The 12,838-nt window shown below is 42.5% G+C and carries 10 protein-coding genes; 6 read left to right on the forward strand and 4 right to left on the reverse strand.

The annotated features are described in order from the left end of the window. Positions 1–35 precede the first annotated feature (35 nt). From JHD69_RS13255 to JHD69_RS13265, 3 genes are all read left to right on the forward strand, one after another. The gene (locus JHD69_RS13255; RefSeq protein ID WP_199140821.1) at positions 36–1,445 is read left to right on the forward strand and encodes a calcineurin-like phosphoesterase C-terminal domain-containing protein; all 1,410 of its coding nucleotides are present in this window, start codon (positions 36–38) and stop codon (positions 1,443–1,445) included. Positions 1,446–1,518: 73 nt separating this feature from the next. Beyond that, a complete protein-coding gene (locus tag JHD69_RS13260) occupies positions 1,519–1,938 on the forward strand; it encodes a hypothetical protein (RefSeq protein ID WP_199140822.1) in 420 nt (139 codons plus the stop codon). Positions 1,939–2,280: 342 nt separating this feature from the next. Continuing rightward, complete coding sequence (locus tag JHD69_RS13265; protein ID WP_199140823.1) at positions 2,281–3,186, forward strand: glycerophosphodiester phosphodiesterase family protein; 906 nt, start codon at positions 2,281–2,283, stop codon at positions 3,184–3,186. Positions 3,187–3,235: 49 nt separating this feature from the next. Here the strand turns inward: JHD69_RS13265 and JHD69_RS13270 are convergent, their stop codons facing one another. Then, complete coding sequence (locus JHD69_RS13270) at positions 3,236–3,664, reverse strand: hypothetical protein (RefSeq protein WP_199140824.1); 429 nt, start codon at positions 3,662–3,664, stop codon at positions 3,236–3,238. 80 nt (positions 3,665–3,744) lie between these two features. Next, positions 3,745–4,521, reverse strand: a complete 777-nt coding sequence (locus JHD69_RS13275; RefSeq protein ID WP_199140825.1) for an XRE family transcriptional regulator — start codon at positions 4,519–4,521, stop codon at positions 3,745–3,747. A 133-nt stretch (positions 4,522–4,654) separates the two neighbouring features. Between JHD69_RS13275 and JHD69_RS13280 the strand changes: the two genes are divergently transcribed. Next, complete coding sequence (locus JHD69_RS13280) at positions 4,655–4,999, forward strand: GIY-YIG nuclease family protein (RefSeq protein ID WP_199140826.1); 345 nt, start codon at positions 4,655–4,657, stop codon at positions 4,997–4,999. Between the two features lie 208 nt (positions 5,000–5,207). Here JHD69_RS13280 and JHD69_RS13285 read toward each other — a convergent pair whose 3' ends face one another. Both JHD69_RS13285 and JHD69_RS13290 read right to left on the reverse strand, forming a co-directional pair. Then, complete coding sequence (locus JHD69_RS13285) at positions 5,208–8,333, reverse strand: DPP IV N-terminal domain-containing protein (protein WP_233165903.1); 3,126 nt, start codon at positions 8,331–8,333, stop codon at positions 5,208–5,210. 124 nt (positions 8,334–8,457) lie between these two features. Then, positions 8,458–10,920, reverse strand: a complete 2,463-nt coding sequence (locus JHD69_RS13290) for a transglycosylase domain-containing protein (RefSeq protein ID WP_199140828.1) — start codon at positions 10,918–10,920, stop codon at positions 8,458–8,460. A gap of 510 nt (positions 10,921–11,430) precedes the next feature. Here JHD69_RS13290 and JHD69_RS13295 point away from each other — a divergent pair. Further along, positions 11,431–12,234 (forward strand): helix-turn-helix domain-containing protein, encoded by an 804-nt coding sequence (locus JHD69_RS13295; protein ID WP_199140829.1) that lies wholly within the window; start codon positions 11,431–11,433, stop codon positions 12,232–12,234. A 48-nt stretch (positions 12,235–12,282) separates the two neighbouring features. Beyond that, a partial coding sequence (locus JHD69_RS13300; RefSeq protein WP_199140830.1) for a DUF6624 domain-containing protein occupies positions 12,283–12,838 on the forward strand: 556 nt, incomplete at its 3' end.

Raw genomic sequence — 12,838 nt, forward strand, 5'->3', positions numbered from 1 at the left:
GATGCCTCATCAATCAGTTATTGCACATTCCTAACATGAATAGAAGATCATTTTTACAGCAGGCAGGGCTGTTTACCACGGCTTTTTTAATCAGCTTAAAAGGTTATTCACTCGCCGCCACCAAAAGAAAGAGCAAAATTACAGGGCGTATTACCGATAAAAACCAAAAAGGCATTGCCGGTGTAATCGTATCAGACGGTTATAGCGTAGTAGTAACCGATAAAAGTGGAAACTATGCCTTAGAACCTAACGAAAAAGCCAAGTTTGTTTGGCTCAGCGTACCAGCAGGTTATGAGTTTATTACCGAAAAACATATTTCGAGGCATTATCATGTGCTGGGCAACAAAACCGAGTACAATTTCGAACTCGAAAAACTTAAACAAGACGATAACAAGCATAATTTCATTATCTGGGCCGATTCGCAGGTGAAAAATAAAAAAGACGTAGCCCAAATGATGAGCACATCGGTACCAGATACCATCAAAACCATCAAAGCCATGAATACGCCATTGGTACATGGCATTGGTGTTGGCGATCTGGTTTGGGATGACCTTGCCTTGTTTCCAGATTACGATGCGGCTGTAGCACAGATGGGCATTCCCTTTTTTCAGGCCTTGGGCAACCATGATATGGATTATCGCCAGGGTGGCGACGAAACCTCAGACAAAACCTTCAGCGAATACTACGGACCAACCTATTACTCTTTTAACAGGGGCAAGGCGCACTACATTGTATTGGACGATGTTCGCTACTTAGGCAAGGAAAGAGAATATGATGGTTTTATTACCCAAGCCCAGTTGGATTGGATGGCGAAAGACCTGAAACATGTCGCTAAAGATGCCTTGTTGATTATTTCGTTGCATATTCCGGTACATAATGCAGTTAAAAACAATCAGGATTTTTATGCCCTGCTTAAAGGATACACTAATGTACATATCATGTCGGGCCATACACACTATAACCGCAACGTAATTACCGATGGCATTTTTGAGCATAACCACGGTACGGTTTGCGGTGCTTGGTGGACGGGGCCGATTTGTGGCGATGGTGCGCCAAGAGGCTATGGGGTTTACCAGGTAGAGGGAACCAAGCTCAAATGGCACTACCAAGGCACAGGTTTGGATCAGAAAGAGCAGTTGCGCATTTATGTTGATGAACTGACTAACCAAAAACGCCTGATAGCCAATGTCTGGAATTGGGATCCCGAGTGGAAAGTAGAATATTTCTTAGATGATAAGGCCATGGGCCAGATGGCACAACAGAAGGGTGTAGATCCTATGGCGGTACAGCTTTACCAGGGCGATAAGTTGCCGGCAGGCAGAACATTTGCCGAACCAAGCAACACCGATCATCTGTTCTTGGCGCATTTTGCCCCATCGGTTAAAAAGGTAAAAGTGGTGGCTACCGACCGCTTCGGCGAGCAGTATGTTGCCGAAGTAATTTAATTCATAATCAGTTAATATATAGCTAATAATTATATTTTATCTTTAGTAAAAGTTAAATTAAATCATCAAAAAAATGAAAAAAGTTATTTTATTATTCAGTATTGTCTTGTGTAGCCTGGTGGGCCGTGCACAGGTTTATGCCCATCTTGAAATTGAAGATGATTATACCGTAGAAGAGAACAATGGAGATAATTGGAGCACCGAAACACGTGGCAGCTACATGATCCGTTTTTACAAAGATGCCAACATGACCGAGCGCTTGGAGCCTACTTATGCCATTACCGTATTGGTTGGTTTGGCACCTGGCACAACCTCTCCGTTTTTGCCTCCGGGTGTTCACACAGATGGTGTATATGTAATCCAGCCAGGCTATGATTTGTTGGCCAGCGACGTGCTTTTCTCTGGATCTTATGGGAATAATGAAGGCAACAACTACTCGAAGACCTACAACCTGTGCCTGTTGTCGAGCCCAGACTATGTGATTATCCCATAAAGATTAGGGTTTAACTACAAAAAAAAATAGGAAATAAGAACTTGCTTTGTCTTAATGAACTTAAATACCTTAATGTTTGACCATTGGTGTTTAACCATTAAGAAATGAAGAGATTTAAGGCCGCATTTTATCTTCATGGAACTTAATGCCTTAATGTTAAAAATGGCATTGAAACCAATAGGTAATAGAGAAGCTGTTTCGCCTCAATGTTAAAGCAGCTATCTCTTCAACTAATTGCAAAGTTTAGGATTTGTTAATCTTTTGCTAATAGCGTTTACCGAAATTTAAAGCATTAATGAGCCATTAATTTTAATGGCTCATTGCTTATTGAACCCAGAACAAATGAAAATTGCAAAAACACTATCTTTAGGCCTAATCGCTGCTTTAAGCTATTCTTCGCAAGTGAGTGCTCAAACCGTTAAATTTCCGGCCTTTAGTGCCGAAGCGCATCGTGGTGGGCGAGGCCTATGGCCCGAAAACACCATTTTAGCTATGCTCAATGCCATGAAAATCGATGACATTACCACTTTAGAAATGGATACGCACATTACCAAAGACAAGCAGGTTGTGGTAACGCACGACGATTACCTGAGCCCAAGCTTCATGCTTACGCCTGATGGCCAGGAAATTCCGACTAGTGATGCCAAAAAATATCCGGTTTTTCAAATGGATTACCCAACCCTGAAATCGTTTGATCTGGGTACAAAACCCTTGGCAGGCTTTCCGCAACAAGAAAAAGTCAAAACCCATATACCTTTGCTCAGCGATTTGATCGATGCGGTTCAGGCCGATATCAAGAAAAACAAGCGCAAGCAGTTCTTCTACAATATCGAAACCAAATGCAGTCCGGCGGGAGATGGGCTAACCAATCCCGAGCCATCGGTTTTTGTGAAATTGCTGATGGATGTGATTGAAAAGAAGAAAATTACGCCTTATGTCGTAATCCAGTCGTTCGATAAGCGAACCATTCAACTGATTCACGAGAAATATCCGGAAGTTAAAACCTCGTTTCTGATTGCCAATAAAAAAACGTTTGAAGAGAATATAGCCGATTTGGGCTTTAAGCCTTTTATTTTGAGTCCGGAGTGGCACACTGTAACCGAAGATATGGTGAAGAAAGCCCACGAGGCTGGGGTTAAGGTTATTCCATGGACGGCAAACACCATCGACGATATGAAAAAGCTCAGGGCTTTGGAGGTAGATGGCATTATTTCGGATTACCCCGATTTGCTGGCGAAATCTAAATAAAAAAGGTGCTGCATAAATAAATATATGCAGCACCTTTTTAAAAAATGAATTAATTATTTGAAGCTGGAGGTGGCGGAGGGGTTTTGTCGTCCGGGCGACCACCTCTTTTGCCTTTTCTGTCTTTTAGCTTGTCTCTCATTTCGTGGCGAGAATTCTCTAGGATTTTTTTCTGGTCGGCAGTTAAAACCGCGTCAATTTTATCTTTATTGGCTTTTGCAAAAGCTTTGCGCTCTTCCATTTTGTCTTTCATAACACTTCTGTCCTGGCCACGCCATTCGTCGTTCTTTTTAATGCGGTCTAATTCGATCTGCTGTATTTTTTGTTTCTGATCGTCGGTAAGCGACAGTTTTTGTTGCATGGCAACGGCTGCCTTTTCGGCACGCTGCTCTGCGCTTAATTTTGGTTTTCCAGCTTGCTGTGCGTAGCTGGCGGTAACTCCCATTACAACCAAGGCTACTGTGTAAATTATCTTTTTCATCTGTTTTTAAATTAATTGGTGTTTTATAGCATAGATGCAAAAAATGGGAGAGAGTTTAAATAACGACTTGTTAAAATTTGTTAATTTTTGTTCAGCTGAGAAATCGATTTTTGCATTTGGGCCATCATGCTCGATAAGGTTTCGATGGTTGGTTCTGGCGTAGGCTCTGGCAATGCCGTAGAAATATAGGCTTTGGCTTTCCAGATTTCCAAAATGTCTTCGGCGGGTAAAGCATAGGCATCGTATACCTTATTATCTGATACCAGTTTCAGTTCCTTGTTTTCCTTAAACCGGTTACCGGCTCTTTTGTAAACCACGCCTTCATTTTTGCTGATGACGATATAGGTTTCGCCGGTTTTTACGTCGTTCCAGTTATCCATGTACTCGCCAATGATTATGCTTCCCGGCTGGATAGGCAACATCGAATCGCCCATGATTTCAAAAGCCCTAAAAGTACCCTGTCTCAAAGCAGGCAATGGCAATTGGAATTTAGGCAGGTCTTGAATGTATTGCGGATCGGAGAAGCCGTTAAGGTAGCCTGCGCTGGCCTTAACCGGGACCAATTCTATGTTTTCGTTGTCGTTTTGGTCGACAGAAATGCTCAATATCCTCAAATTAGAACCTTGGCTTTTAGGTTTTGGTTTCCAATTGTCGTTTATGGTTTCATTGATGAATTCATCAATGGTGAGGTCAAAGTATTCTGCTATTTTTTTTAGTAAGTCGTATTTCGGTTCAGCCCTGTCTTCTTCGTAAGCGCCAATTAATGATCGCTTAATTTCCATTAAATCAGCAAATTGTTGCTGTGTATGGCCTTTTTTCTTTCTAAGGTATTTGAGGTTTGATGAAATGTTTGACATAAAAATAATTTTAAAATAAATTTGTTTTTACTAAAATTGTTAGTATTATTGTGCCAATAAAGTTAGTAATATTTATTGAAAGTACAAGAAATTATCTAATTAATTTAGTTTTTAACCTTTAAAAGCCGTTATCATGCAAAAGTTTGTTTATATCGTAACCGACAGAAATCGTACAAGTTTACATGTAGGAATGAGTGCAGACCTGATCAAAACACTTGATTTCTATAAGCAGATGCCTAATTTATTTTTTGATAGCGGCCAGCAGCTAACCCGTTTGGTTTATTTCGAAGAATTTAAAACCGAAGCCCAGGCCTTAAACCGTTTTAAGCTGGTAAGCCGCTTTACCCGTATGCAAAAAGAACGCATGGTACGCTCTTGCAATCCTGATTGGATTGATCTGACCATCGGTTTGGATTTTGAGCATATCCTTTCCCAACCAAGGATCAACACCCAGGTGGCCCTGCCTTTAATGTCGTAATGATGTTTTGGTATCGCCCATGGCAGGTGTTCTGGCTGAGCGGAAAAGCATAAATGTAGGGGATGGATAGTTTATTTAATTCCTTCCTACATCAAAGTAGCCCATAATTAGTTAATCGTTTCAATAAAAAAAGCGTCCCGAATATCAGGACGCTTTTTATGTTATGTACACCGTATACTAACGGCAAACTGTCAATAAAGCTTGTTGTTTACCAACCCGGGGCAAAGGTTACACCAAACACGCCGTTTTTCACTTCCTTGCGTTGGAAAGGAAAGGCATAGTAAGGCTCCAATACAAAATAGCCAAATACGTTTACCCTTACAGATACGCCCACGCTCATGGCTGGCACTCTTTCGTTGGCAATTTGGGTGGTTACCTGTTTGCCGTTGCTGTCTAAGATGGGATTACCTTGAGAATCGGTTACGGGAACGGTTTTGTAGGTCGGTTGACTCTTAAAAGCTACTTTACTGTCTTCGTTCCAAGCCAAGCCTGCATCAAAGAAAACGTTCAAATCGGTGAACAAGAATTTTGAAGGAATCTGAGCCAGTTTTTTCGGCCCGGTAAATGGTAAGCGAAGCTCGAAATTGAATACCGCCAGCTTGCTTCCCGATAGCTGGTCGATATCGAAACTGCCTAGGCTCTGGTTTCTGATGTTATAGAAAGAGCTGGCCTCGTAACCCCTAATCAGGTAATTGTATCCGGCATAAAGCGGATAGAGGTTTTCGCCATCCTTGCCCAAACGCAGGTAGTTGTATGATCTTACCGCAATGGTAATAGGTTTCACCCTGAAATACTTCCTCACGTCAACAGTAACTGCGCTGAATTTGTAATCGCCAAAATACTGTTCGGCACCAATCCTGTACCTGAAGCCATCTAATGGCGCTGTTACCCCGAATATGGAATTATCGCCAATAAACGATGCGTTAACCTGGAATACCGAGAACGGCTTTAATGGCACACCCAATGAATTAGATGCTTCTGAGGTAGATACCTTTTTGCGGTCTGAACCCAAATAGTAAGCGGCATAACCGTTTACATCCTGATAGTATTCGTTAAAGCGATCCAAGCGGTAGCTGTAGCGCGAGAAAGCACCGCCTGCTTCGAAACGATGTACCTTATTGAACGGATAAGAGGCGAAAAGCTCGGCCTTGTCTTCGAACGTACGTAGAATATTGGTACTGATGGTGTCTATGGGATCGCCACCCGTGGCCGGATTGTAGGCGCCATAGGTTCTGAAACCCGTAATGTATGGCACGTGCGAAAGCGCAACGCCCCAGTTGATCCTGCTTTTTTGGTTGATATAGCCAACCAGGCCACCAAAGTCGTAGATTTCGCCATTGACAGAAATATTGGCAATGATTTGGTTTCGGCCTAAAATATCGCTGAACATCCCGATGATACCGCCTTGTACACCTGTTCCAAATCTGCTCGTCGACACGCCAACACCGCTATTGGCCAGGTAATCTAGCCTGAATTTAGGTCTGTAAGGAATGGTTTTTAGTGAATCGGGAACGGTTTTTTCAAAACGCTCAAAATTGCTCAAGTTAGAGTTAATGATGTTTACGCCAGAATTTTCCATCGGTGGCAAAATGGCCGCATCGAAATTAACTTCCTGCGGATTTACGCTTTTAGCCTTGAAGTTGCTCAATGGCGAATTGTACAAAGTATAGCGTTGGTAGCGATAATAACTGTAAATGATATCGTCGTTTCTAGAAACGGTAATGGCAGGGGAGAACTCCGTAATGCCGCTGATGCCGGTAAAATAATCGGTTAATTGTTTTACGGTGCCGTTATCCAAGGTGTATTCGTAGAGGTTCCTGAAACCGTCGCGGTTTGAGAGGAAGAAAACACGTTTACTGTCGCCAGAAAACTGGGCGTTCAAGTTGTTGGCGCCCGGAAAAACCGGGATATTGGTCAGCGTTTTGCTGGCAATATCGTAAATAGTCATGTTGATGGGATTAACCGCATTGATGTTGCCACCCATAATGGCAGCACGGTCTGAAGAGAAGATGATCTTTTTGCCATCTGGCGAAAAGTTCGGTGCGTAGTCGGAATACTCGTCGTTGGTGATTTGGGTAACCGCTTTGGTCGCTAAATTGTATGAAAAGATATCGCTTTGTCCTTCAACCATACCCGAAAAGGCAATTTCCTTGCCATCAGGCGACCAAGTGAGGTTGCCAAATTGTTCTACTTCGCCCATGCCGGTTTGCAAAACGGTACTTCCATTATCAACATTTACAATAAGCAGCTGGTTTCTGCCTTTGCTGAAAATACTGAAGGCGAACTGTTTGCCATCTGGCGACCAAGCTCCGGCCGATTCGATAAAGTTGAAATCGTCGATATGCGAATTGGAGATTTGGCTGCTCAGTTTCCTGATGATCCGGCCTGTTTTTGCATCGGCTAAAAACAAGTCGATACCGAACAGGTCTTTTTCTGAAAGGAAAGCCAAATATTTGCCGTCCGGACTAATCGCCGGGGCTACGTTCATGTTGCCAGCATTTTTATTGTCGATGATTTTGGCCCCTGAAATCTTAATCTGCGAGCTATCCGCCTTTAGCAAAGGGCGATAATGTTGTTCGATGGCATTTTTCCATAAACCCGACAAGGTTCTGTCGTCGTAGCCGAAAGTGTATTTGATGCCATTCTCGTAACCAAACCTGGCTGTGTTTTTAAATAAGGGCACAATGGTGGTATCGCCGTAAAGCGAACCTACAAAGGTCCAGAAAGCCTGGCCGTATCGGTAAGGAAAGTATTTGTTCGAGTTGGTGAGGTCTTTGAGCGAGGGGATGTCGCGGTTGAGCAAGGCATCGCGCATCCACATCGAGGTAAAAGCGTCTTTTTTGCCTACCGAAAGGTATTCGGCCATACCTTCTACCATCCACAAGGGCGTATTGCCAATATTTTCTAAGCTGATCGAATCTTTTTCCAGCAGCACATGGTATTGAAAAGCGTGCACCAACTCGTGTCCTAAAACGTGTCTGGTTTGGCTGTTCAGTTCCAAAACGGGCATAATCACGCGGTTTTTTAAGGCCTCGGTTACCCCGCCAGTACCTACGCTGATGTCGCCATTTAACGCGGTTGTTTGCTGGAAGTCTGGATGGTTGTTGTAAAGAATGATTGGGTTTTTCTTCAAGAAGGTATCGCGAAAAACCTCTTGGTGCATCTTGTACCAGGTTTCTGCATCTTGTGCGAACTTCTTGAGCAGCTTTTCATTCTTAATGTAATAATAGATTTCAAAGTGGGGGGTCTGCAGCACTTTGAAATCGGCATTTTTGTATCTTACCCGGTTTTGTCCAAAGTACTGGGCCTGCACCGAAATGGCAGATACAAGCATAAGCAATAAGACGAGCCATGATCTTTTTCGAAAAGTAGCATTTCTATTCATATGTTATAGTTTTTAGGACATAAGCTTATATTATATTCAGTTACGAAAATTGAGGAAGTGCGGTTTGCTGGGCTTAGTTGTCGCCTCCGTTTTTCTTTCTCTCTTTTTCTTCTTGGCGTTGTTTTCTTTTCAATTCGCGCTCTTCCTTCCTCGTTAGCGGGGCGGTAGCTGGCGGTGTTTGTTGTTGTTTAGGCTGTGGTTCGGTAGTCTTTTTTTCCTCTACTTTTTGCGATTCGGGTTCTGCTTTTGGCTGTACAGGTTGTTGTTCTTCTATGATAGGCGTAGCTATAGCCAGAGAATCTATTTGCGTGCTGTCTGTAGCTGTGGTATCGGTTTGCTGTACCGGAGTAGGGCAGTCGATGTTTCTGGTGATCGGCACCTTGGCTTTAGGGAATGGCCCGTAGGTATAGCCGCTGTTCGGATCGTGGTAAACCTTTTCCATGAATTTGCCAAAAATAGGCAATGCGGTACGCGAGCCTTCGCCTTGCTCGCCGTTTTTGAAGTGGGCCGTACGTTCGTCGCAACCCACCCAGATACCAGTAACAAGGTCTTTGGTAATGCCCATATACCAGGCATCTACATAATCTGAAGAAGTACCGGTTTTACCGCCAATCTGGTTGTTCTTTTTCCAAAGATCCCATTCCCACAAGGCCCTTGAGGTACCTCCAGGTTCATCCATGCCGCCTCTAAACATGTACAACATGAGCCAGGCTATTTCTTCGCTCAGTACGCGCTTGGTTTTGGCTGTAAATTCTTCAATAATATTGTTTTCTTGGTCGGTAATGCGTTCTACCAAAATCGGGTCGGTTTTTACGCCTTCGTTTAAAAAGGTGCCATAGGCCTTTACCATTTCGAACACGGAAACATCATTTGGCCCCAGACTTACCGAGGGTACCGATTGCAAATGACTTTCGATGCCACATTCGTGTGCCCATTTAACCACATTGTCCCAGCCCACTTTTTCGGTTACCTGGGCGGTCACGGTATTAACCGACTTGGCCATGGCCCAACGCAGCGACATTTCTTGGTAAGTATTATTCCAATCGGCATTTTTAGGTTCCCAATATTCGGTTTTGCCTTTGTCTTGATAGGCTATTTTAACTGGCTTGTCGGTAAATTTGTCGCAAGGGCTCATACCGCTTTCCAAGGCTGCCAAATAGGCAAAAGGCTTAAAGGTAGAGCCAGCCTGTCTTTTGGCTTGGTTAACATGGTCGTATTTGAAAAATTTATGGTCTATGCCTCCAATCCAAACTTTGATTTTGCCGGTTTTAGGCTCCATGGTCATCATGCCGGTGTTCATGATTTTTCCGTAGTAGCGGATCGAATCCATGGTAGAAAACAAAGTATCGCGATCGCCTTTGTAGGAAAAGATTTTCATCTTTTTCTTTTTGTTAAAATAAGCGTCTATCGAGTCGGTATTGTTGTTGTATTTTTTCTGCAGCAGGGCATAGATGGGCAGGTTTCTTTTGGCCCTTTCGGGGTAGTCTACTTTTTTGCGTTCTGAATCTTCCCAAGGATCTTCATTGCCCCAAACGCTGTAAAACCTTCTTTGCAAGATACGCATTTCGTCTTTTACGGCTTCTTCGGCATAGCCTTGCAATTTCGAATCGATAGTGGTATAGATTTTAAGACCATCTTCATAAAGGTCGTAATTGTTGTCGTTGCACCACTTTTCGAGGTATTTGTCTACGGCAGCCCTCAGGTAAGAATCGCCATCGCTGCCATCGTCAACGTTGCCTTGTTCTATTTTTAAGGGTACGGCTTTGTATTTTTCGAGATCGGCCTTGCTCAAATAGTTGTATTTGTTCATCTGCGAAAGCACTACATTTCTTCTTTCGAACGATTTTTCAGGGTTTTTGATCGGGTTGTAAGAAGTTGTAGCCTTTAGCATGCCCACCAAAACAGCTGCTTCGGGCACATCAAGCTCATTGGCCTGCTTGTTGAAATAAATTCTCGAAGCGGTTTTGATGCCGTAAGTATTGTTGCCAAACGACACCGTATTGAGATACATGGTAATGATATCGTTTTTGCTATAGTTTGATTCTAGCTTAATGGCCGTCATCCATTCCTTGAGTTTCGGAATTAAGGTTCTGGCCAAAGGAAGCCGGCCCAATAAACCCTGCGATTTGTTGTAGCGGATGCGGTAAAGGTTCTTGGCCAGCTGTTGGGTAATGGTACTGGCGCCGCCATCTTTGCCCATGCCTACTACGGCGCGTCCTAATGCCTGGATGTCGATGCCGTTGTGTTTGTAAAAGCGTACATCTTCGGTGGCTACCAAGGCATGGATGACACTGGGCGATATTTCGTTGAATTTTACCGGCGTTCTGTTCTCTTTAAAGTAGCGTCCAATCAGCACGCCATCGGCCGTATAAAGCTCAGAACCTACGCGCTGGGCAGGCTTTTTGATATCGGTATAAGTGGGAGAATAGCCAAACAGCCATAAAAAGTTGAGCTGTAATGCGCAGAAGAATAAAATGACAAAGAAGATAAAAATCGTGATATAGCGAATGTATTTATTTTTTATTTCTTTAAACATGGGATAAAGATGAAAAAAACGTAAAATATTATCTGTTAAATTGTGTTAAAAGTACTGGTACAAATAACGCATTTAACTGCTTAAAGTTACTCAATTAAATTCAAATAAAGTTTTTTGACTTAACAGGGGCGAGCCAGGTTTAATTACCGCGTTGATTTACAATAATTAATGGCTGGATGGAGCTGGAAGGTTGGGCGGAGGCCTTGTTTGAATATGCCTAAAGAAAACCCTTATAAAGAATGAGGCCTTAGTCAAGGATGACTTTGGCCCCATTTCTAAATTAACGCTCTCGCATTACTTTTAACAAAGGGCGTGCCACATTTTTAATGCCAGCTGTTTTAGCGAAAAATATATTATTGCTTGTTTTTTTCGATTAAGGAGGCGTACTGAATTTTAGGTTCCTTAAATAAGCTGATCAAAAAAATATGCAGTTTCTATTGATTTGGTAATTTGGATGAAACACTTTGATGAAAATATCCTTTTATTTGTAGCAATAGCTTCTTAATTCCTATGAAACTCGATTTCTATCGTCCAACAGACCCTGCGCTTTTTGATTTTATTGAAGGGTATTATTTCTTGTATGGAACCGAAAGAGGCGAAAAACTGAGCTATTACACATTTCCGAATAATTTCTTCATTTTGTCTGTACTCGTTGGTTCGCAAGTAACGGTGGCCGATGGTTATGCAGATTGCACACCAACAAACCTGACAAATTTTCAATCCAACTTAACCTGCAACTATACTGCACCCTTGCGGATTAAATACCAGGGGCCTGTTAATGAACTCACCATCTATTTTAAGCCGTTAGGGTTACATGCTTTTGTTTCATCGGCCAATTATCACCAAACAACCAACTTTGGCAATTTTATGCCTTTTGCCGATTTTGAGGAGGTCATGGGCAAGATATTGGATAGTTCGGATAGGAGCGGGCAGATCAAATTATTGGAGCAATATTGGCTATCGAAAAAAGCATTCGAAATCGATCAATTGCTTTTGCAAATGCTTGATGAACTTGAGCAGGGCAAGAGCATTTCGGCTATTGCAACAGATCTCAAGATCTCAAGACAGTACATAAACAGGCTTTTTTTAAGGCATTTGGCCAAAACACCAACCGATTTCCGCAAGATCCAACGCTTTAGAAACGCAGTAGCAGCCAGTGCAGCGGCTAAAAACTTAACCGAGTTGGCGTTGGGCAATTTCTTCTATGATCAGTCTCATTTTATAAGGGATGTGAAGGAGCTTACTTCGCTTTCGCCAAAGGCATTTTTTGAAAAAGCAATGACCAAACAAGAAAACCTCTGGCTGTACATCTAGTTTACATCCGTACAATTTTACAGTCAAACCAGTTGCTAATTTTGGAACATGAGAAAGCTATATGTAATTGTTGTTGCCTTGATAGGTTTTAAAGCAGCCGCACAAACTAATCCACGTCTGGCCAAAACCATTGATAGCCTTTATAAGGTAGACCAATCGGTGCAACTTAAACTTAAAGAGCTGTTCGAGCAAAGTGCTCCTGCAGACAGCATCAAAAAACAGGAAGCATTAAAAAATGAGACCTTTGTGCGCAACATACAAATCGTAAAGGATATCTATGCCAAATATGGTTATCCTACCTTCAAGATGATTGGTAAAGAAACTTCGAACAACTTTTTTGTGCTGATCCAGCATGCCGATAAAGACCTTGCCTTCCAGCAGCAGCTACTTCCCGTTTTAGACAAAATTTCTAAGAAAGGTCAAGCTTTAAGAAGGAATTACGCCTATTTATACGACCGTGTGCAGCGCAATAGTGGAGGAAAGCAATTATACGGTACACAGCTTACTTTTTCTCCACAAACTGGTTTGTTTGATGTCAATAACAAAATCGTCTATCCGCCAGACTTGGCCGATCCAGAACATGTTCTGTCTCTTATACACATCT

This window comes from Pedobacter sp. ASV12, assembly GCF_016429155.1.
Classification (GTDB): Bacteria; Bacteroidota; Bacteroidia; order Sphingobacteriales; family Sphingobacteriaceae; genus Pedobacter.

Coding starts and splice junctions, on each gene's coding strand:
- JHD69_RS13255 (WP_199140821.1), top strand. CDS start 36: ATGAATAGAAGATCATTTTTACAGCAGGCAGGGCTGTTTACCACGGCT.
- JHD69_RS13260 (WP_199140822.1), top strand. CDS start 1,519: ATGAAAAAAGTTATTTTATTATTCAGTATTGTCTTGTGTAGCCTGGTG.
- JHD69_RS13265 (WP_199140823.1), top strand. CDS start 2,281: ATGAAAATTGCAAAAACACTATCTTTAGGCCTAATCGCTGCTTTAAGC.
- JHD69_RS13270 (WP_199140824.1), bottom strand. CDS start 3,664: ATGAAAAAGATAATTTACACAGTAGCCTTGGTTGTAATGGGAGTTACC.
- JHD69_RS13275 (WP_199140825.1), bottom strand. CDS start 4,521: ATGTCAAACATTTCATCAAACCTCAAATACCTTAGAAAGAAAAAAGGC.
- JHD69_RS13280 (WP_199140826.1), top strand. CDS start 4,655: ATGCAAAAGTTTGTTTATATCGTAACCGACAGAAATCGTACAAGTTTA.
- JHD69_RS13285 (WP_233165903.1), bottom strand. CDS start 8,333: ATGCTTGTATCTGCCATTTCGGTGCAGGCCCAGTACTTTGGACAAAAC.
- JHD69_RS13290 (WP_199140828.1), bottom strand. CDS start 10,920: ATGTTTAAAGAAATAAAAAATAAATACATTCGCTATATCACGATTTTT.
- JHD69_RS13295 (WP_199140829.1), top strand. CDS start 11,431: ATGAAACTCGATTTCTATCGTCCAACAGACCCTGCGCTTTTTGATTTT.